The sequence below is a fragment of the Clostridium sp. CTA-17 genome, from assembly GCF_054767895.1.
The window spans coordinates 37,710-59,442 of record NZ_BAAABF010000008.1; the positions used below are offsets into that span (position 1 = coordinate 37,710).

Below are 21,733 nucleotides of genomic sequence, written 5' to 3' on the forward strand. Positions count from 1 at the left end.
TATTAAGTTTTAGGTAAAAATAATAATAATTTAAATAAGGAGGTGTATTTTTTGTTAAAAGTAATAAAAAATATTGAGGTTTATGACCCAGAGTATTTAGGAAAAAAGGATATTGTTATATTAAGTGATAAAATCGAAGGATTATATGATTCTGTGAATATACCTAAGGATTTTATAAACATACAAGTGATTGATGGAGAAGGGATGATAGCTGTACCAGGCTTTATAGATTGCCATGTCCATATAATTGGTGGAGGTGGTGAAGGTGGTTTTAGAACCAGAACTCCAGAATTACAATTAAGTAGTATAGTAAAAGGTGGAATAACTACCATAGTAGGGTGTATAGGAACTGACGGTGTTTGTAGAGATATGAAAGGACTAGTTGCAAAAGCTCATGCTCTTTGTGAAGAGGGAGTAACTTGTTACTGTTATACTGGATCTTATGATGTACCTGTAAATACCATAACTAAGACTATAAAAAGTGATTTATTATTAATAGATAAAGTTATAGGTGTAGGTGAAATAGCACTATCAGACCATAGAAGTTCCCAACCAACATATGAGCAATTCGTTAATATAGTAGCTCAAGCAAGAGTTGGAGGTCTTTTATCAGGAAAGGCTGGAATAGTAAATGTTCATTTAGGCAATGGGAAAAGAATGATTGAATATATAACTAGACTTATAAAGGAAACAGAGATTCCAGCAAATCAAATAATTCCTACTCATATGGGAAGAAGTAGAGAACTTTTTGAAGCAGGAATAAATCATGCTAAGGCTGGAGGGCAAATTGATTTAACTACATCTTCAGATCCTCAACATTTAGAAGAAGGAGAACTAAGAGCAGGTGAAGGGCTTAAAAAGCTTTTAGATGCTGGAGTAGATATAGAAAGAATAACTTTTTCTTCAGATGGTAATGGAAGTATGCCATTATTTGATGGAAATGGAGAGCTTAAAGGATTAGGAATTTGTTCTGTTGAAAGTCTTTTTAATGAAGTAAAGGAAGCTATAAAGCTTGGGGTACCTTTAGAGAAAGCAATAAGAGTTATAACTAGTAATGTTGCCAATGTTTTAAAACTATCTCATAAAGGATTTATATCAACAGGAAAAGATGCAGATATAATTTTATTAGATAAGAAAAATTTAGACATAAATTCTGTTATATCTAGAGGTAATATTTTAATGGATAATAAAAAATTATTAGTAAAAGGCACCTTTGAATAACAAAATTATAAAAATTAGATAATAATTATTATTTGTAACATTGACTTAATTTTTTTAATATAATATAATTGTAAATAATAAAGTACCCCTTAGGGGTATATCGGGAGGCGTATATAATGGTAAAACATATAAATGATCAAGATTTTAATACAGAGGTAATAGAAGCAAGTGAAGTAGTTGTTGTTGATTTCTGGGCAACTTGGTGTGGACCTTGTAAAATGATAGCACCAGTTATAGAAGAATTAGCAAATGAAATGGAAAATGTTAAGTTTGTAAAGGTTGATGTTGATAAAAACCCAGGTTCAGCTGGAAAATATCAAATTCAAAGCATACCAACTTTATTAATATTTAAAGATGGAAAAGTTGTTGATACTTTAGTTGGTTTTAGACCAAAGGCTGCATTAGTTGAAGCCATCAAAAAATATGTTTAATAAGCTTCTTAAGGAGATGAATAATTTTGAGCGAAAGATATGATATAGCTATAATAGGAAGCGGACCAGCTGGCCTTTCAGCTGCATTAAATGCAAAAATTAGAAATAAAAAATTTATTCTTTTTGGTAATAATGATTTAAGTACAAAGCTTGTTAAAGCTCCAAAGGTAAATAACTATCTTGGATTCGTTGGAAAAGATGGTATGGATCTTAAGAATCAATTTATGGGTCATCTAAAAGAGATGGATATAGAGATAACAGAGGAAAGAATAAATAGTATTTATGCTATGGGAGAATATTTCGCTCTTATGGTAAATGAAAAGATGTATGAAGCGACTTCAATAATCATAGCAACAGGTATTGAGTACACAAAACCTATGAAGGGTGAAGAAGAATTCTTAGGTAAAGGTGTAGGATATTGTGCTACTTGTGATGCTCCTTTATATAAAGAAAAAACTGTAACTATAATTGGCTATAATAAAGAAGCTGAAGAGGAAGCTAATTTTGTAAGTGAATTAGCATCTAAGGTTTACTATATTCCTAGATATAAGGGAGAATTTGATTTAAATTCAGAAATTGAAGTTATTAATGATATTCCTGTAGAAATACAAGGGGATAGTAAGGTTACTAAATTAGTAACTAAAAATGGTGAAATAGAGACTGATGGTATATTTGTATTAAGAGATAGCATATCACCAGGACAATTAGTGCCAGGATTAAAAATAACTGATGATCACATAGAAGTTGATAGATTAATGAAGACTAATATAGAAGGCTGTTTTGCTGCGGGAGATTGTACTGGTAGACCATACCAATATATGAAGGCTGCAGGTGAAGGAAATGTGGCTGCTTTAAGTGCAGTAGCATACTTAGACAGTAAGAAATAAAAAAAGCTAACACATTGTGTTAGCTTTTTCTTTAGGTAACATTAAAAAATACATGTTGACCTATACTTTTTTCTCCTGTCTTTTCGACGCCTTTCATCCACGAGCATGTAGCGATTTTAGGGTTATAAAAATATAATGCCTCATCTGTTGGGTCATATCCTTCTATGGCTTTTAGAACGGCATTATAGCTATCACCATCAGGTACTACGTCAATTTTGCCATTTCTAACACAAGAAAAGGCATTTTTTTGTGTTATTACTCCATGAATTGTATCTGGAAATTGAGAATCCGTTGTTCTATTAAGTATTACTGATGCAACGGCTATTTTTCCATCAAAAGGTTCACCTTTACTTTCAGCATAAACTACTTGAGACATTAAATATATGTCATCTTTAGTAAGTGAAATTGTAGAGTTTGAACTTTGGAATACAGCAACAACTTCATTATTTGAATTACTACTTTGTTCTGCTTCAGGATTTGGCGAATTAGAAGCCATTTCTGTTAATTCTATATAATTATTTTCGGTTACATGCTCATTTGATAGAGAAAGCCCTAAAACTTCTTTCTCATTAAGTGTAGTGATAATTAATAAGGCGAAGGTGAAGATAAAGTAAGTATAAATACTCTTTTTCATAAGAACCTCCTTTTAGGTAATTATTTTACTTTGTATATTGTAACCAAAAAAATAGAATTAATACCATGCCTTAATTTTTAGTGTAGTTATCTAAAGACTTTTCAGCAGCTTCTAAGGAATAGGTAAACTCATCAAATAAAGTTGAAGCTTTATCATAATAATCTTCTGGTGTCTTTTTGTTTTCAATTTCATCTAAAAGACCTTTATAGAAATAATTAATATATTTATCATAAGATTTTAATGCTTTTTCAAGAGCTAAGAAAGAATCGTTAGCTTGTTCAGGAATAGGTAAAGAATATAAGTCATTTTTTATCTCTTGAAGAGAAGAAAGTTTATTTTCTATATCTGTAGCTAAAACTTTTAAATCTCTATTTGATTCTTTAATTAAGTTAGCTGTTTCAAAAAGTTTTTCATCCATTGAAGAAAGTTTAAGAAGTAATGATTTCATAGAAACAACAAAATCATTCTTTTGGCTTTGAACAAAGCCTTTATCTCTGTTAGTTTTTATTAGCTCATTTATATAATAAAAAATATCTTGGAGATAACTATTACCCTCTTTATACAGATATACAGGAATTAAGTTAGATCTACACATAGAATAATAATTTTCACATTCTTTCTTTAGCTTTGAAGCAATAGCGTATTCATCAGATATATTTAAAGCATCTGGAGTTTTCAATATAGAAAGTAATTTATTAAACAATTCTATATTTTTATCTAATCCATCCTTAAGTGGAGAGGATAAATTTTGATGCTTTTGAGAAACTTTTAAAGATTTTAAAGCCGAATTTGTTTCTTGAAGTTTCTCTAATTTATTTTTTATAGAACTAATATAATCTTCAGATGTTATACTATCTTCAGAAAAATCATAAGTAAGATTAATTTCAGAAATAGTTCTTCCTAGGTCTTCAAGTTTAGATTTTTCATTATGTGATCTGAAAAATAAAAAACCTATTATAAATATTAATATAAGAACTGCAAATATTATATATATTAAGGAATTATCAATATATTTTTTATATTTAAAGTCCATAGCAAGTACCCCCTTATATAATTTTCTATTAAAATATATGAGAGAATGTATAATAACATTACCTAGAATATGTAAAACTGAAAAGAAATCATTTAAAATGTATCTTATAATTAGATTTTTATTGTATAATTTAATTGTTACGGTAATGGAGGTGAAATTTGTGCAAGAATTAATAATGATATTTACAAATAGTTTAAAGGATATATCTATTTGGTCCATCATAGATATATTAATAGTAGCTTTTATATTTTATAGAGGATATATATTAATAAAAGAAACAAGGGCAGAGCAATTATTAAAGGGAGTAATATTATTATTGATTTTAATTCCTATAAGTTATGCTTTAAGACTTCAAATGTTAAATTTTATATTAACAAAAACATTGACAATAGGTGTTTTATCAATAATTATTATTTTCCAACCAGAAATAAGAAGAGCACTAGAACATATAGGAAGTACTGCCTTTGATGATTTTCATGTTATTCAAGATGATCAAAAATTAGAGGAAGTTATTGATCAGCTTATAATAGCAGTAGAGGATATGGCTGAAACTAAAACTGGTGCCTTAATAGCTATAGAGCAAGGGACAGGATTAGCAGAAATAATTTCTACAGGAACTCAGTTAGATGCAGTAATAACTTCTGCATTAATAGAGAATATATTCTTTAAGAACACTCCATTACATGATGGGGCAACTATAATTAGAAATGATAGAATCGTTTCAGCAGGTTGTGTCTTACCATTAACAAATAATAATACTATAAATAAAAAACTTGGTACTAGACATAGAGCTGCTATAGGATTATCTGAAATATCAGATGCTTTAGTTATTGTTGTTTCAGAAGAAACAGGAGCTATATCTTTAGCTGTAAAAGGTAGATTAACAAGAAATTATGATGGTAAAAAATTAAAAAGTATATTATTAAAAGTTATGAGAAATAGACGTGATAAGAGAGGAAAAACTTATGGAGAGAAGGTGAAAATATGCTTAAAAAAATTGAAGGAAAGAATTTCTTAGTAAAATTTATATGCTTATTATTATCCTTTTCTCTTTGGCTATATATAATAAATGTAGAAAATCCAGTGAGAGAGCTTAAATTAAATAATGTACCAGTTCAGGTTGTTAATAATGATGTACTTAAGGATTATGATTTAGTAATGGTTCCTAATCAAAATCTGACTGTGGATTTAGATTTAGAAGGTCCATCTACTGAAATATATAAGGTTAAAAAAGAACAATTTAAGGTAGTTGTTAATTTAAGTGAGTATGTTTTAAAAGAGGGAGACAACAATATACCAGTACAAATAGAAAGTTATCCTAACAACATAAACATAAAAAACAATGGATTTCTGAGGGTGAATGTTGTTCTTGATAAATACCAAGAAAAAAGTTTGCCTATTGTTAGCAAAATAAAGGTAAATACAGAGCATGGTACTTATGCAGATAAAATAAATATAAATCCACAAAATGCTACTGTATCTGGAGCTCAATCCTTAGTAAGTAAAGTTAAGACTTTAGAAGTAAAAGGTGAGATAAATGATGTTAGCAAGGCTGTTAATATGAATTTACCTGTTGTGGCAGTAGATGAAGAGGGCAATGAAATCAAGGATGTTAATATAAGTCCTAATAAAGTAGATGTATCCTTTGGAGTGAAAAAATCTAAGGAAGTACCCGTTAGTGTTATTACAACTGGCACTCCTAAGGAAGGGTTAGCACTAAAATCAATAACACCAAGTATTGCGAAGGTGAGTTTAATTGGATCAGAGGATGCTTTAAGTAAGATTAACTCTATTGAGACATCACCTATAGATGTCTCACAGTATGGAGATGATTCAGAAGTATCAACAGTATTAAAAATTCCAGATGGGGTAAGTTTAGCATCTAATGACCAAGCTCAAATTAAAGTTAAATTAGATTTTAGTAAAGATGCTCAAAAGGAAATAGAAGTACCAGTAACTACAGAAGGAACTTTAGATGGATATACTCCAGAATTAGATACTAAAACTATAAAAGTAACAATTAATGGTCCTGAAGATTCAGTAAATAGTATTGATTTAAGTAAATTTAAATGTACTATAGATATATCAAAGCTTACAGCTGATGGAGGAAGTGTAAAACCTAATATATCAAACTCTTATGATAATATAAAGGTTGTTAGTACAAATCCTACAGAGGTTAAGGTAACTTTTAAAAAGAATACTGATTCAACAGAAAATACAGAGAATCATCCTACAAAACCAAGTGATAATTCAAATAATAATAATGCTTCAAATGGAAGTAATAATCAAAATTCAAATAATAAACAATAAATATTTACCACAGATTACTTTAAGCGTATTCTGTGGTAAAATAATTTACTAAAGAAAATAAAATGGAGGCAGTTTTATGACTATTAGAATAAATAATATTAGTTTAGATATAAATGAAGACTTAAGTCTTTTAAAGAATAAAGTAGCTAAAAAATTAAAGATGTCCAAGGATGAAATTGGAGATATAAAAATAATAAAAGAATCTTTAGATGCAAGAAAAAAGAATCTTATAAAGTTTAATTACTGTATAAATATAGAACATGAAGATGAAGAAAAAATAGTAGCTAGACTTAATGATAAGGATGTAAAGATAGATAAGGTAAATTATGATTTTGATTTTAACTTTGGAGAGAAAAAACTTCAGCATAGACCAGTAGTTGTAGGATTAGGGCCAGCAGGGCTTTTTGCAGCTCTTTTATTAGCTAAGAAGGGATTTAATCCAATTGTCTTTGAAAGAGGAGAAGATGTAGATACAAGAACTAAAACTGTAGAGGAATTTTGGAGAACTGGAGAATTAAATCCAGAGTCAAATGTACAGTTTGGTGAAGGTGGAGCGGGAGCCTTTTCAGATGGAAAACTTACAACTAGAATAAAAGATACAAGATGTGATTATGTTCTTGATGCTCTTGTGAGAAATGGAGCACCAGAAGAAATAATATATAAAGGAAAACCTCATGTAGGAACTGATATATTAAAAAATGTAGTTAAGAATATCAGAGAAGAAATAAAAAGACATGGTGGAGAAGTTCATTTCAATTCAAGGTTTGAAGGAATAATAAAAAAAGATAACAAATTAAAAGGAATAAAGGTTAATGGAGAAGAAGTACCTTGTGAAGTAGCAATTTTAGCTTTAGGACATAGTTCTAGGGATACATATGAAATGTTATTTAATGAAGGTGTATTTATGAAACAAAAACCCTTTGCTATAGGAGTTAGAATAGAGCATCCACAAGAAATTATAAATTTAAGTCAGTATGGAGAAAAATATGCTAACCATCCAAGATTAAAGGCAGCTGAATATAGATTAGCATATCAAAGTAAGACTTTAGATAGAGCAGTATATTCTTTCTGTATGTGTCCAGGGGGAGTAGTTGTAAATGCTTCTTCAGAGGAAAAAAGATTATGCGTAAATGGAATGAGTTATCATGCTAGAGATAAAGAAAATGCTAACTCTGCTTTAGTTGTAACTGTAGGACCAAATGATTTTGGAGGAGATCATCCTTTAGAGGGAATGAAGTTCCAAAGACACTATGAAGAACTTGCCTTTAAACTAGGTGGAGGAAATTATAACACTCCAGTTCAATTAGTTGGAGATTTTATGAAGGATAGAGTTACAACTAAGTTAGGAAAGGTTAATCCAAGTGTATTAAGTAATGGATATAGATTTGAAGATTTAAGAAAGTGTTTACCTTCTTACGTAATAGATGGTTTAAAAGAGGGAATAACTGATTTTGATAGAAAGATAAAAGGTTTTGGACATAGTGATAGTGTATTAACCGGTATAGAAACAAGAACATCAGCTCCAGTTAGAATTGAAAGAAATGAAAAGTTACAAAGTATATCTTTAGAGGGATTATATCCAGCAGGAGAGGGGGCTGGCTTTGCAGGAGGAATTGTTTCAGCTGCTGTAGATGGGTTAAAAGTAGCTGAAAATATAATGAAAGAATATCATGTTTAAAATTTAACAATTTAATAAAAAATAATAAATTGAATATTCTGAAAACTAATGTTTTCAGAATATTTTTTGGTAGAATATAGTTATGGAGAATTAATTTTGAATTGATAAATTTATATAGTCAGTTTTTTTTTGTTTACAATTGTTATAAATTTAACAAAATTCAAGGAAGAGGGTTGAGTATTATGGCTAAAAATTTTAATGAATTGTTTTCAAAACTAAGAGAGAATGGGATGAAGAAAGTTTCAGTTGCAGTAGCTCAAGATGAACCAGTTTTAGAGGCTGTAAGAGAAGCAAAAAAATTAGGAATAGCTGATGCTGTTTTAGTTGGGAATGAAGAAAAAATAAAAGAAATAGCTAATAAAATAGATATGAATTTAGCTGACTTTGAAATTATAAATGAACCTAATGATAAAAAAGCAGCATTATTAGCAGTAGAACTAGCATCAACAGGAAAAACTGATATGGTAATGAAAGGTCTAGTTGATACTGCTACTTTTTTAAGAAGTGTATTAAATAAAGAAGTTGGGTTAAGAACAGGTCAATTAATGTCACATGTATCTGTATTTGAAATACCAGGAATGGATAGATTACTTTTCTTAACAGATGCAGCTTTTAATACTTATCCAGAGTTAAAAGATAAGGCAGCAATGATAAATAACTCAGTTAAGGTTGCACATGCTTGTGGAGTTAAAGTTCCTAAGGTAGCCGTTATAGGGGCAGTAGAGGTTGTAAATCCTAATATGCCAGCAACAATAGATGCAGCATTATTAGCTAAGATGAATGATAGAGGACAAATAAAGGGATGTATAGTTGATGGACCATTTGCCTTAGATAATGCTATATCAGAAGAAGCAGCAGAGCATAAAGGAGTAAAAGGAGAAGTTGCAGGAAAAGCAGATATATTATTATTACCAAATATAGATGTTGCAAATGTAATGTACAAGACTTTAACTTACATGTCAGAGTGTAAGAATGGTGGATTATTAGTTGGTACATCAGCTCCAGTTATATTAACTTCTAGAGCAGATAGTTTTGAAACAAAAGTTAAATCAATAGCTATAGCAGCAGTAGTTGCTCATGATTTAAAGTAGAGAATTTTGGGGGAGGAAAGTTATATGGCATATAAATTATTAATAATAAATCCAGGATCTACATCAACTAAAATTGGTGTTTATGAAGGTGAAAAAGAAGTATTAGAAGAAACTTTAAGACATTCATCAGAAGAAATATTAAAGTATGATACAATATTCGATCAACTTGATTTTAGAAAAGAAGTTATTTTAAATGTATTAAAAGAAAAAGGCATTGACATAAATGAGTTAGATGCTGTTGTTGGAAGAGGTGGAATGCTTAAGCCAATAGAAGGAGGAACTTATGAAGTCAATGATGCTATGGTTGAGGATTTAAAAATTGGAGTTCAAGGACCACATGCTTCAAACTTAGGTGGAATATTATCTAATGAAATAGCAAAAGAAATTGGTAAGAGAGCATTTATAGTAGATCCAGTTGTTGTTGATGAAATGGAAGATGTAGCAAGATTATCAGGAGTTCCAGAATTGCCAAGAAAAAGTAAATTCCATGCATTAAATCAAAAGGCTGTTGCTAAGAGATATGCAAAAGAACATAATACTTCATATGAAGATGTTAATTTAATAGTTGTTCATATGGGGGGCGGAGTTTCAGTAGGAGCACATAGAAAAGGTAGAGTTATAGATGTAAATAATGCATTAGATGGTGATGGTCCATTTTCACCAGAAAGAGCAGGTGGAGTTCCTTCAGGTGAATTATTAGAAATGTGTTTCTCAGGAAAGTACAGCAAAGAAGAAGTTTATAAAAAGTTAGTTGGAAAAGGCGGATTTGTTGCTTATGCTAACACAAATGATGCAAGAGATTTAATAAAGCTATCACAAGAGGGTGATGAAAAAGGCTCATTAATATTTAATGCTTTCATATATCAAATAGCAAAAGAAATAGGATCAATGGCTGTAGTTTTAGATGGAGACGTTGATGCTATAGTATTAACTGGTGGAATTGCATATAGTGATTATGTAACTAATGCTATAAATAAAAAAGTAAAATGGATTGCACCTATGGTTGTATATGGTGGAGAAGATGAACTTTTAGCTTTAGCACAAGGAGCTATAAGAGTTTTAGATGGTGTTGAAGAAGCAAAGATATATAAATAGATTAAATTAATATATATAAATTTTAATAGTTTAGATTGATTAAGGGAAGAATTTTGTAATTCTCCCTTAAATTTTGTCTTAAAAAAGTGTTCATAAAAGTCTGAAATATTTATATTTCACAAATATTATGTTAGAATAATAACGACGATTTTTAAATTAACTGATTTTTACAATATATGAGTTGAGGTTTAGTATTAATTAAAAAACCAAAAATTGGAGGAACAGCATGAATAAAATAATAATCAATGATAAGACTATCGAATTTGATGGTGACAAGACGATACTTGACTTAGCAAGAGAGAATGGATTCGACATTCCAGTGCTTTGTGAGTTAAAAAATTGCGGAAACAAAGGACAATGTGGAGTTTGTCTTGTTGAGCAAGAAGGAAATGATAGACTATTAAGATCTTGTGCAATAAAAGCTAAAGATGGAATGGTTATTAAAACTGATAGTGAAAAAGTTATAGAGGCTAGAAAAGAGAGAGTTGCAGAACTTTTAGATGAGCATGAGTTCAAATGTGGACCATGTAAAAGAAGAGAAAATTGTGAATTCTTAAAACTTGTAATTAAAACAAAGGCAAGAGCTCACAAACCATTTGTAGTTGCAGATAAATCAGAATATGTAGATGACAGAAGTAAATCAATAGTTTTAGATAGAAGTAAATGTGTTAAATGTGGTAGATGTGTTGCTGCATGTAGAACAAGAACTGCTACTAACTCAATAAAATTCCACAGAATTGATGGAGTAAGATTAGTAGGACCAGAAGAGTTAAAATGTTTCGATGATACAAATTGTTTATTATGTGGACAATGTATAGCTGCTTGTCCAGTTGATGCATTATCAGAAAAATCACATATTGAAAGAGTTCAAGATGCATTAAATGATCCAGAAAAGCACGTAATAGTTGCTATGGCACCAGCTGTAAGAACATCAATGGGTGAATTATTCAAGATGGGTTATGGACAAGATGTTACTGGAAAATTATATACTGCTTTAAGAGAATTAGGTTTTGATAAAGTATTTGATATAAACTTCGGTGCTGATATGACAATAATGGAAGAAGCTACTGAGCTTATAGAAAGAATAAAAAATAACGGACCTTTCCCAATGTTAACTTCATGTTGTCCATCATGGGTTAGAGAAGTTGAAAACTACTTCCCAGAATTAGTAGAAAATCTTTCAACAGCTAAGTCACCACAACAAATATTTGGTGCAGCATCAAAAACTTATTATCCACAAGTTGCTGATATAGATCCTAAAAAAGTATTTACAGTAACTGTAATGCCTTGTACTTCTAAAAAATTCGAGGCTGATAGACCTGAAATGGAAAACGAAGGAATAAGAAACATAGATGCAGTTATAACAACTAGAGAGCTAGCTAGAATGATAAAAGCTGCTAAAATAGATTTTGCTAAATTAGAAGACAGTGAAGTAGATCCAGCTATGGGTGAGTACACTGGAGCAGGCGTTATATTTGGAGCTACTGGTGGAGTTATGGAAGCTGCTTTGAGAACAGCTAAAGATTTCATGGAAAATGACAACTTAGATAATGTAGATTATGAAGCTGTTAGAGGATTAGCTGGAATAAAAGAAGCAGAAGTAGAAATAGCAGGAAATGAATATAAGTTAGCTGTTGTAAGTGGAGCTGCTAATGTATTTGAACTAGTTAAGTCTGGTAAAATAAATGACTACCACTTCATCGAAGTAATGGCATGTCCAGGTGGATGTGTTAATGGTGGAGGACAACCACATATCTCAGCTGAAGATAGTGATAAAATGGATATTAGAGAAGTAAGAGCTTCTGTTCTTTACAATCAAGATAAGAATTTAGAGAAGAGAAAATCACATCAAAACTCAGCTTTATTAAAAATGTATGAAAACTACATGGGTAAACCAGGTCATGGAAGAGCTCATGAGTTATTACACATGAAATATAAAAAATAATATTTAAAATATAGACAGGATGTTTAATACATCCTGTTTTTTTATATTTAAAAATATCACAATAAAAATAAAATTTGTACACTCTATTTAGATTATCATACAAAAAACAATGAATTCTTTTGTAAATAATGCTCATAGATGAAAACGGTTAATTGGTATAAAATAAAATCATAAAAGAAATTCGAGAAAATAATTGGAATTTATGGGGGAATATTAATATGGCAAATTTATCACTTAAACATATTTATAAAGTTTATCCAGGAGATGTTACAGCAGTTAAAGACTTTAACTTAGAAATCGCTGATAAAGAGTTCATTGTATTCGTTGGACCATCAGGTTGTGGTAAGTCTACTACTTTAAGAATGATTGCTGGATTAGAAGAAATATCAAAAGGTGAATTATATATTGGAGATAGATTAGTTAACGAAGTTGAACCAAAAGAAAGAGATATAGCAATGGTTTTCCAAAGTTACGCACTATATCCACATATGACTGTATATGATAACATGGCATTTGGACTTAAGTTAAGAAAAGTTCCAAAGGACGAAATAGATAAAAAAGTTAAGGATGCTGCTAAAATACTTGATATAGAGCATTTATTAGATAGAAAACCAAAGGCTTTATCAGGAGGTCAAAGACAAAGGGTTGCATTAGGAAGAGCTATAGTAAGAGAACCTAAAGTATTCTTAATGGACGAGCCTTTATCAAACTTAGATGCTAAATTAAGAGTTCAAATGAGAACTGAGATTTCTAAATTACATCAAAGATTACAAACAACATTCATATATGTTACACATGACCAAGTTGAAGCTATGACAATGGGTACAAGAATAGTTGTTATGAAAGATGGTATAGTTCAACAAGTTGACTCACCACAAGAAATATACAATAACCCAGCTAATATATTCGTTGCAGGATTCATAGGAAGTCCACAAATGAACTTTATAGATGGTACTATAAAAGAAGAAGGCGGAAAATATTTTGCTTGCTTCCAAAGCGAAAAAATTGAAATGCCAATGGATAAAGCTAGATTATTAAAAGAAAAAGGATATATAGGAAAAAATGTTATAATAGGTGTAAGACCTGAACATTTAGATGATGACCAAGAATTAGTTGCAGCAAATCCAACAACAGTAATAAAATCAAAAGTTGAAGTTACAGAGTTAATGGGAGCAGAAAGTTATATTTATACTAAACTTGGAGATCAAAACATAACAGTTAGAGTAAATGGAAGCACTAAGTTACAAAATGGTCAAGAAGCTAAGTTCTACGTTGATGCTAATAAGATTCATATATTCGATAAAGAAACTGAATTAAAATTAGTTTAATCAACAATAGCTTTAATATAGAGGGGTAATTAATATGTACAGTTTTCATAAGTTCTTAGAAGAGTTATATTTAAATACTAAAATACCTTTTATGGTTATTTTTGATGATAAGGAATTTATACTATCAGATTTTGATAATTGTGATAAAGTTTCTTTAGAATTCGAAGTTAATGGTAAAAAAGGAAAAATAATAACTCAAAAGAAATATGAAAGCTGTACTTCTTTATTAAGATATTTAATTGAGAATAAGATTAAAGAAGTTTCAAGTAACAAGGAAAAACTTATTAGGAAGGCATTAAATGGAGTTACTATAGAAAAAAATATTATTGATAAGGAATTAGGATTTTTAAAGGACGATTTCTACATAATTAATGTTTATTTAGCTTCAAGCATTCAAGAAGGGTTAGAGCTTGTCAATGAATGCTATGGTAATAAAAATATAGTTAGCATTTTAAAAGATGATAACATAGTAATTATTGGTGCTTTAGAAGATGTTGATGATCATGTTAATAGTATAAAGGATTCTATTGATTCAAACCTTTATGTGAAATGTTATATAAGCTATATGAAATTAAATAATATAAATGAAATAAAAGAGGCTTATGAGATAAATATGTCTAAGATAAATCTTGCAATAAAATATGATTTGGACGAAGTCATTTATGGAGAAAGAGATTTGCTTTTTGAAACTTTAGTTGATTCCATAGATGAGGAGTTAAAGATGAAGATGTATGAAGATTTTGGGTTAGGATTCTCTAAGCTAGATAGAGAGATGATAAAGACTATAGAAACATTTTTTAAGTGTGGACTTAATATAAGTGATGCATCTAAGGAATTATATGTACATAGAAATACTCTCATCTACAGATTAGATAAAATTCAGAAGTGTACATCTTATGATATAAGGAATTTTAATGAAGCTGTAATCTTTAAAATAGCTTTTTTAATATGGCGTGGCAAAGAAATAAGTAAGTAATATAATTAAAAGTATATTTATGATAGTAGAAAACCATATCAAAGGAAATGATTAAATTAACTTTGATATGGTTTTTATTTTATGGTTAATTTCTATTATATATCTAGTTTTAAGTTGAAATTAAATTGTTTAATTAGGTATTTTAGCATATTAAATAGAAATTTTGCTGCAATATATTTTTATTTAATACGATTTGTAAATGTTATAACAAAAATGGTAAAAAAATTAATGGATAAATTTTATACAAAATAATAATAAATTACAAAAAAAATATTGAAAATGTTTTCTTAATATTGTATAATAATGTTGGAAACGATACCGAAGTGCTTTTAAAAAGATTTTTAATAATTAGTTATTATAAGATATTTTTTTAGAATGTTTTGGTATCGTTTCCGAAAATGAGAATGTAAATTTATAGCTTTTTAGCTAATTAAAAGTTATGAGGGGGATTTTATAATGGGAAAACGTACAAAAATTCTAGCAACTGTAATGGCTGCAACAATGTTATTTGCAGGATCATTAGTAGGATGTGGAGGAAAGACTGATTCAGGTAGCGCTGACGGTTCAGGAAAAGAACTTACCGTATGGTCACACTTAACAACTCCGGAAGTAGAGGAATTAAATAAAATAGCTTCAAAATGGGGAGAAGAAAATGGAGTTAAAGTTAAGGTTGTAGAAGATAAATCAGAAATGCAAGCTTACATACAAGCTGCAAATAGTTCAAAGGGACCAGATATAATGTTTGGACTAGCTCATGATAATTTAGGAACATTCCAAAAGGCAGGACTTTTAGCAGAAGTTCCAGAAGGAATTATAAATGATTCTGATTATGCATCACATCAAGTTTTAGATGCTGTAACAATAGGTGGAAAAAGATATGCAGTTCCAATAGCACAAGAAACTTCAGCTCTTTTCTATAACAAGGATAAAGTTAAAGAAGTTCCAAAGAGCATGGAAGATTTAGTTAAGGTTGCAAAAGATGGAGCTGGGTTTGAATATGATATCAATAATTTCTATGCTACTTATGGATTTATAGCAGCAGATGGAGGATATGTTTATAAAGATAATAATGGAACTCTTGACCCAACTGATATTGGATTAGGAACACCAGGAGCTATAAAAGGATATCAATTTGTTCAAGATTTAGTTCAAAAAGATAAATTAATGCCAGCTGATATAACTGGAGATATAGCAAAAGGAGATTTCTTATCTAAGAAATCAGGATTTTATATTTCAGGACCTTGGGATGTAGCGGCATTTAAAGATGGAGGAGTAAACTTTGGAGTAGCTCCAATGCCAACATTATTTGGAAAACAAGTACCAACTTTCTTAGGTGTTCAAACTGCTTTCGTAAGTGAAAAATCTCAAAATAAAGATTTAGCATGGAAATTAGTTAAATACTTATCAGAAAATTCAGGTGATGTATTATTAAATAAAGGTAACAGAATTCCAGTATTAAATAAATACTTAGATAGTGCAGATTTCAAAAATAATGAGTATATGAGTGCTTTCGCAGAACAAGCTAAATTCGCTACACCAATGCCTAACATACCAGAAATTCAAGCTATGTGGGGACCTGCTGGAGCTAACTTACAATTATTAACTTCAGGACAAGTTACACCAGAAAAATGTGCTGAAATGACAGTAGAACAAATTAAACAAGGTATAGCTCAACAAAAATAATTAAGAAGTTTTAATAGGGGGATGTAAATTCCCCCTTATTTATAGAAGTTTATATTAAAAAGAGGTATTTGAGGAGGCGAGACATAATGCAAGTTGCGAGTGATAGAAGGGCAGATAAAAAGCATAAAAGATTAAAAGATACAATAAAAGCAATGCCATATTTGTTACCAGCAGTAATATCAATAATTATATTTACTATTATTCCTATAGTTTACACTATAGTAATAGCATTTACTGATTACACAATGTATTCACAAGGAAATATTAAGTTTGTAGGGTTTGCAAATTTTATAGAAGTTTTAACAGGTCCATTTAAAGAAGTATTCTTACCTGTTTTTGGATGGAATATAATCTTTGCAGTAGTATCTACAGCAGGTACATTTTTCTTAGGATTAATAGTTGCCATGGCAGTAAATAACCCTAATATAAAAGAAAAATCAGTTTATAGAGCAATACTTATAATTCCATGGGCTTTACCAGCTACAGTAGCAATACTTTCATGGCAAGGTCTTTTAAACGGAAGTTATGGAGCGATAAATAATTTATTATTAAATTTACATTTAATATCAAACCCAATTCCATGGTTAACAGATCCAACATGGGCAAGGGTAGCACTTATAATAGTTAATATATGGTTAGGATTCCCTTATATGATGAATGTTTGTTTAGGAGCTTTAGGAGCAATTCCTGATAGTTATTATGAAGCGGCAGATGTTGATGGTGCTAGTAAATGGCTTCAATTTAGAAAAATAACATTACCATCATTAGCTCAAATATCTTATCCACTATTAATTTCATCATTTGCATTTAACTTTAATAACTTTGGATCAGCATTCTTAATCACTAAGGGTGGTCCACCAAGAATGGCTACTCAATTTGCTGGTTATACAGATATTCTTGCATCTGTAAACTATAAATTATCAACACAGTTTGGTAGATTTGAAATAGCATCTGCAATTAGTATAATAATATTCTTAATTTTAGGAACTATATCATACTATCAAATGAAATTAAGTGGACAATTCGAGGAGGTAGAATAGAATGCAAAGTAAAGTACAAAAAAAGAGCGGAATAGTAACTACCTCAGAACTTAAATATGAAAGAAAACTAAGACCTGCTGAAAGAAGAATGGTATGGATATCAAGAATATTTATATGGTTCATGTTACTTGTAGTATTATTCCCTGTATTTGCAGTAGTTTCTGCATCTATGGCTAAAGGAGAAGTTTTTACTCAAACAACTTTAATTCCATCAGCATGGACATTAGAAAATTACGCAAAAGTTTTAACAGAAACAAATTTCTTAATATGGGTTAAAAACTCATTAATAATATGTGTAGTTGTATCAGTAATACAACTTTTATTAACAGTACCTATGGCTTTTGCTTTCTCAAGATTAAAATTCTGGGGAAGAAAGAATGGATTAATGATGTTATTATTACTTCAAATGTTCCCAGCAGCTATGTCATTACCAGCAATATTAGCACTTGCTTATAGACTAGATGGTATGGATCATATAATTACATTGATAATAATACAAGCTGGTGCTGGTGCATTTAATGTTTGGTTACTTAAAGGAGCTATAGATGGTATTCCAAAAGAGCTTACAGAAGCAGCTTATGTTGATGGAGCATCAACTTTCCAAACTTTCACAATGATAATACTACCTTTATTAAGAAATATGCTTTTAGTAATATTCTTATTTACATTCATAGGGGCATATAGTGAATTTATTTTTGCATCTGCCTTATTAAAGAGCCCAGAAAGTTTAACACTTGCTGTAGGTATGCAACAATTTATTACAAATAACTTCTCAGCTAACTGGACTCAATATTCAGCAGCTGCAATAATGGCTTCAATTCCAATAGTTGCATTTGCTACTATTGCACAAAAATATATGGCTAAAGGATTAACTGCTGGATCAGTTAAAGGCTAAGATAATAGAAATTTTATGTGGAATAAATCTTAAATACCTTAAATTTAATAAATACTTCTTATAAGATAAAATATATTGATGGATTTTGTGGAAGAAAAAGTGCCTTCCACAATCCATCAAAATATAAAGGTATCTAAGATTATTAAATTAAAAATATAAAAAATTAGTATATTTATCTAAACTCTTGTAAGTATTATTGCTAATGTTTTCAAAGCGGTTTATAATTAAACTGGTATCGTTACCGAAACAATTTCCAAGTTTTTAAAAATTATAGGGGAAATCAGGAGGAGTTATATGAATATAAGAGACATAGCAAGACTTGCTGGCGTTGGTGTTAGTACAGTATCAAGAGTTATAAATGATCATCCAGATGTAAAGGATGAAACGAGAGAAAAAATCTTAAAGATAATAAAAGAAAGTAATTACATACCTAATAATAGTGCTAGGATTCTTAAGAAAAATAATACAAATAACATAGGAGTTTTAGTAAAGGGGGTATTTAACCCATTCTTTGCTGAGATGATAAACATTATAGGTAATAGAATAAATGAAGCTGGCTACACAATGATATTACAGCAAAATGACTATGCCACAGAGGATGATGTGGATAATTTAATAGCTTTTGTTAAAGAGAAAAGACTTCAAGGTATTATCTGCTTAGGAGGAAACTTTTTAAATATAAATGATGAAAGTTTTCAATTCTTAGATATTCCAGTAGTTTTAACCTCTGTTAATACACTTTCTAAAGAAAGTAAAAGTAAGTTTTCATCAATAGGAATAGATAACGTATTAGCAGCTAAGGCCTCAATTCAATATCTTATAGATAAAGGTCATAGAAACATAGGAATTTTATTAGGAGAAAAAAATGACGTTGGAATAAGTGGATTAAGACTTGAAGGCTATAAAAAAGCTTTAGAGGAAAATAATATACCTTATTCAGAAGAAAATGTATTTATAGGTGATTATGATTATAGTGGAGCTTATAGAGTTACAAAGGAAATTATTAATAATAGAAAAGATATAACAGCTATATTTTCAATATCAGATATTATGGCTGTAGGGGCAGCAAAATCAGTTATAGATCAAGGATTGCAGGTAGGAGAAGATATTTCTATTATGGGATTTGATGGAATGGATATAAGTAAATATTATAATCCAGGAATTACAACTGTAAAGCAGCCTAAGAAAAATATGGCTAATAATAGCATAGATTTACTATTAGCTCTTTTAGCTAAAAAAGAAGATCATAAGCATATAATTTTTGAAACAAAGATAATAGAAAGAGAGTCATGTAAGGAAGTAGTATAGTAATTATAATTGGGGGAGATATTATGAGAATTAATTGTATTAATAATCACATAACTAAATATACTTTTGGAACTCCTTTTAATACTGAGTCAGTTGTTTTAAAAGAAGGTTCAGAAATAGAGAACCAAGGATTAAAGTATTTAAATTTTGAGAATAACACTTTTACATTAAAACTTAAAGAGGAAGATATAGTTTATGGACTAGGTGAAAATGTAAGAGGATTAAATAAAAGAGGATGGAGATATGAAAGTTTTTGTACAGATGATTTTTCACATACTCCAGAGAAAAAAAGCCTTTATGGAGCTCATAACTTCTTAATGATATATGGAGAAAAAACTTTTGGGATATTTATAGATTATCCTGGAAGAGTAAAGTTTGATGTTGGATACACAAGAAGAGATGAATTAAAGATAGAAATTGATGATGAAAATTTTGCTTTATATATTATTGAAGGAGATACTTTAAAGGAAATAGCAAAAAGCTTTAGAGAGCTTATAGGTGAAAGTTACATAGCTCCTAAATGGGCCTTTGGTGCTCAACAAAGTAGATGGAGTTATAAGGATAGTAAAGAGGTTCTTGAAGTCCTAGATAATTTTAATGAATCAGAACTTCCTCTTGATTGTATATATCTTGATATAGATTATATGGAGGATTTCAAGAACTTTACCATAAATAAAGAAGCCTTCCCTGATTTTGAAAACTTTGTGAAGGAAGTTAAAGAAAAAGGAGTCAGACTTATTCCAATAATCGATGCTGGATGCAAAATTGAAGAGGGATATGATGTTTATGAGGAAGGTGTTAAAAATGGTTATTACTGTTTAGATGAGGAAGGAAAACCTTTTGTAGCAGCAGTTTGGCCAGGGAGAGTTCATTTCCCAGACTTCTTAAATAAGGATGCAAGATTATGGTTTGGAAACAAATATAAAGTGCTTACTGATAAAGGAATAGAAGGTTTTTGGAATGATATGAATGAGCCTGCAATATTCTATTCTGAAAAAAGATTAAATGAAGCTTTTGAAAAAATATCAGAGGCTAAAGGAAAGAATTTAGGTATATATGATTATTTTGATGTTAAGGATACATTCCCAAGACTTCAAAATAGTATGGAGGACTATCAAAGTTTCTATCATAGAGTAGGAAATGAAAAAATAAGACATGACAAGGTTCATAATCTTTTTGGATTTAATATGACAAGAGCAGCAGCTGAAGGCCTTGAAAATATAGATGAAAATAAGAGATTTTTACTATTTTCTAGAGCATCAACAGTTGGGATGCATAGATATGGAGGTATATGGACTGGAGACAACATGTCTTGGTGGGAACACATTAAGTTAAACCTTCAAATGATGCCAAATATTAATATGTGTGGATTTATCTATACAGGAGCTGATACTGGCGGATTTGGAGGAGATGCAACAGAAGATTTAGTTATAAGATGGTCACAATTTAGTATGTTTACACCTTTATTCAGAAATCACTCAGCTTTAGGTACAAGACATCAAGAACCATATTCATTTAGAGGTGAAATTGTCAAAGTATTAAAAAATATATTGGAGTTAAGATATGTTATGGTTCCATATCTTTATAGTGAGTATATGAAAGCTGTTTTAAATAATGAAATGTATTTTAAACCATTAACATTTGAATATAATGATAACTTTGTAAAGAGAGTAGAAGATCAAATGCTTTTAGGAGATAGCTTAATGGTAGCACCTATATATGAGCAAAATGCTTTAGGAAGATATGTATATCTTCCAGAGGAAATGCTTTTATGGAGAGCTAGAAAATATGATGATGGAGATTATGAGGTTTTAGAAAAAGGACATCATTATGTTGAAGCTAAGTTAAATGAGATTCCTATATTTATAAGAAAAAATAAAATAGTAACAATGGCAAGTAAGCCAAGAAAAAGGGTAGAAGAAATAGATACTAGTGAATTAAATCTAATTGCTTTTGTTTGTAATGAAGCTGAGTATATTTATTACAATGATGATGGTATCACTAAAAATTATAAGAATGGTGAGTATGAAGAGTTAAAAATTAAGATTACAAAAGCTCAATCAGATTATGATGTATTAGTAGAAAATAAAAATTCAAGGGTTAAAAAGTTAAATATAAAAATATTTGATTTAAATAAAAATATGATTGAAAAAGAGATATTAATTCAATAATAGTAAC

18 protein-coding genes are annotated in these 21,733 nt (G+C 29.7%); 16 read left to right on the forward strand and 2 right to left on the reverse strand.

The genetic code is table 11. The features are described from left to right. The first annotated feature begins 51 nt into the window (after positions 1–51). The 3 genes from iadA (at position 52) to ACYUCG_RS12365 (ending at position 2,539) form a co-directional block, all read left to right on the forward strand. Positions 52–1,221 (forward strand): beta-aspartyl-peptidase, encoded by a 1,170-nt coding sequence (gene iadA, locus ACYUCG_RS12355; protein WP_460268702.1) that lies wholly within the window; start codon positions 52–54, stop codon positions 1,219–1,221. A 116-nt stretch (positions 1,222–1,337) separates the two neighbouring features. Then, a complete protein-coding gene (trxA, locus tag ACYUCG_RS12360; RefSeq protein WP_003457895.1) occupies positions 1,338–1,652 on the forward strand; it encodes a thioredoxin in 315 nt (104 codons plus the stop codon). A 26-nt stretch (positions 1,653–1,678) separates the two neighbouring features. Next, positions 1,679–2,539 (forward strand): NAD(P)/FAD-dependent oxidoreductase, encoded by an 861-nt coding sequence (locus tag ACYUCG_RS12365; RefSeq protein ID WP_060671123.1) that lies wholly within the window; start codon positions 1,679–1,681, stop codon positions 2,537–2,539. Positions 2,540–2,570: 31 nt separating this feature from the next. On the opposite strand, the gene ACYUCG_RS12370 is transcribed toward ACYUCG_RS12365, so the two are convergent. Both ACYUCG_RS12370 and ACYUCG_RS12375 read right to left on the reverse strand, forming a co-directional pair. Then, entirely contained in the window at positions 2,571–3,173 is a 603-nt protein-coding gene (locus ACYUCG_RS12370) for a cell wall hydrolase (protein ID WP_460268703.1), read from the reverse strand. Between the two features lie 70 nt (positions 3,174–3,243). Further along, a complete protein-coding gene (locus ACYUCG_RS12375) occupies positions 3,244–4,206 on the reverse strand; it encodes a hypothetical protein (protein ID WP_460268704.1) in 963 nt (320 codons plus the stop codon). A gap of 160 nt (positions 4,207–4,366) precedes the next feature. On the opposite strand from ACYUCG_RS12375, the gene cdaA reads away from it, so the two are divergent. The 13 genes from cdaA (at position 4,367) to ACYUCG_RS12440 (ending at position 21,726) form a co-directional block, all read left to right on the forward strand. Continuing rightward, the gene (gene cdaA, locus ACYUCG_RS12380) at positions 4,367–5,224 is read left to right on the forward strand and encodes a diadenylate cyclase CdaA (RefSeq protein WP_060796788.1); all 858 of its coding nucleotides are present in this window, start codon (positions 4,367–4,369) and stop codon (positions 5,222–5,224) included. Next, positions 5,191–6,516 (forward strand): CdaR family protein, encoded by a 1,326-nt coding sequence (locus ACYUCG_RS12385; RefSeq protein ID WP_460268705.1) that lies wholly within the window; start codon positions 5,191–5,193, stop codon positions 6,514–6,516. Before cdaA ends, ACYUCG_RS12385 begins: the two co-directional genes overlap by 34 nt. 76 nt (positions 6,517–6,592) lie before the next feature. Further along, positions 6,593–8,194, forward strand: a complete 1,602-nt coding sequence (locus tag ACYUCG_RS12390) for an NAD(P)/FAD-dependent oxidoreductase (RefSeq protein ID WP_460268706.1) — start codon at positions 6,593–6,595, stop codon at positions 8,192–8,194. Positions 8,195–8,376: 182 nt separating this feature from the next. Then, on the forward strand, positions 8,377–9,285 hold the full coding sequence (gene ptb, locus ACYUCG_RS12395) for a phosphate butyryltransferase (protein ID WP_060796791.1): 909 nt from the start codon (positions 8,377–8,379) through the stop codon (positions 9,283–9,285). 24 nt (positions 9,286–9,309) lie between these two features. Next, positions 9,310–10,380 carry a butyrate kinase gene (gene buk, locus ACYUCG_RS12400; RefSeq protein WP_283681584.1) on the forward strand — a complete coding sequence of 357 codons (1,071 nt, stop codon included), beginning with the start codon at positions 9,310–9,312 and terminating at the stop codon, positions 10,378–10,380. Positions 10,381–10,606: 226 nt separating this feature from the next. Beyond that, positions 10,607–12,325, forward strand: coding sequence for a ferredoxin hydrogenase (locus ACYUCG_RS12405; protein ID WP_060796793.1), 1,719 nt, complete (start codon positions 10,607–10,609; stop codon positions 12,323–12,325). Positions 12,326–12,543: 218 nt separating this feature from the next. Continuing rightward, complete coding sequence (locus ACYUCG_RS12410) at positions 12,544–13,653, forward strand: ABC transporter ATP-binding protein (RefSeq protein ID WP_003454369.1); 1,110 nt, start codon at positions 12,544–12,546, stop codon at positions 13,651–13,653. 34 nt (positions 13,654–13,687) lie between these two features. Beyond that, entirely contained in the window at positions 13,688–14,629 is a 942-nt protein-coding gene (locus ACYUCG_RS12415; RefSeq protein ID WP_060796794.1) for a PucR family transcriptional regulator, read from the forward strand. A gap of 456 nt (positions 14,630–15,085) precedes the next feature. Then, positions 15,086–16,312, forward strand: coding sequence for a sugar ABC transporter substrate-binding protein (locus tag ACYUCG_RS12420; protein WP_060796795.1), 1,227 nt, complete (start codon positions 15,086–15,088; stop codon positions 16,310–16,312). An 86-nt stretch (positions 16,313–16,398) separates the two neighbouring features. Next, complete coding sequence (locus ACYUCG_RS12425; RefSeq protein ID WP_003457841.1) at positions 16,399–17,352, forward strand: ABC transporter permease subunit; 954 nt, start codon at positions 16,399–16,401, stop codon at positions 17,350–17,352. Between the two features lies 1 nt (position 17,353). After that, positions 17,354–18,247: a sugar ABC transporter permease gene (locus ACYUCG_RS12430; RefSeq protein WP_460268707.1), complete on the forward strand. Its 894-nt coding sequence runs from the start codon at positions 17,354–17,356 to the stop codon at positions 18,245–18,247. 294 nt (positions 18,248–18,541) lie between these two features. Next, entirely contained in the window at positions 18,542–19,555 is a 1,014-nt protein-coding gene (locus ACYUCG_RS12435; protein WP_003457851.1) for a LacI family DNA-binding transcriptional regulator, read from the forward strand. Positions 19,556–19,578: 23 nt separating this feature from the next. Next, on the forward strand, positions 19,579–21,726 hold the full coding sequence (locus ACYUCG_RS12440) for a TIM-barrel domain-containing protein (protein ID WP_460268708.1): 2,148 nt from the start codon (positions 19,579–19,581) through the stop codon (positions 21,724–21,726). The last annotated feature ends 7 nt before the right edge of the window (positions 21,727–21,733 follow it).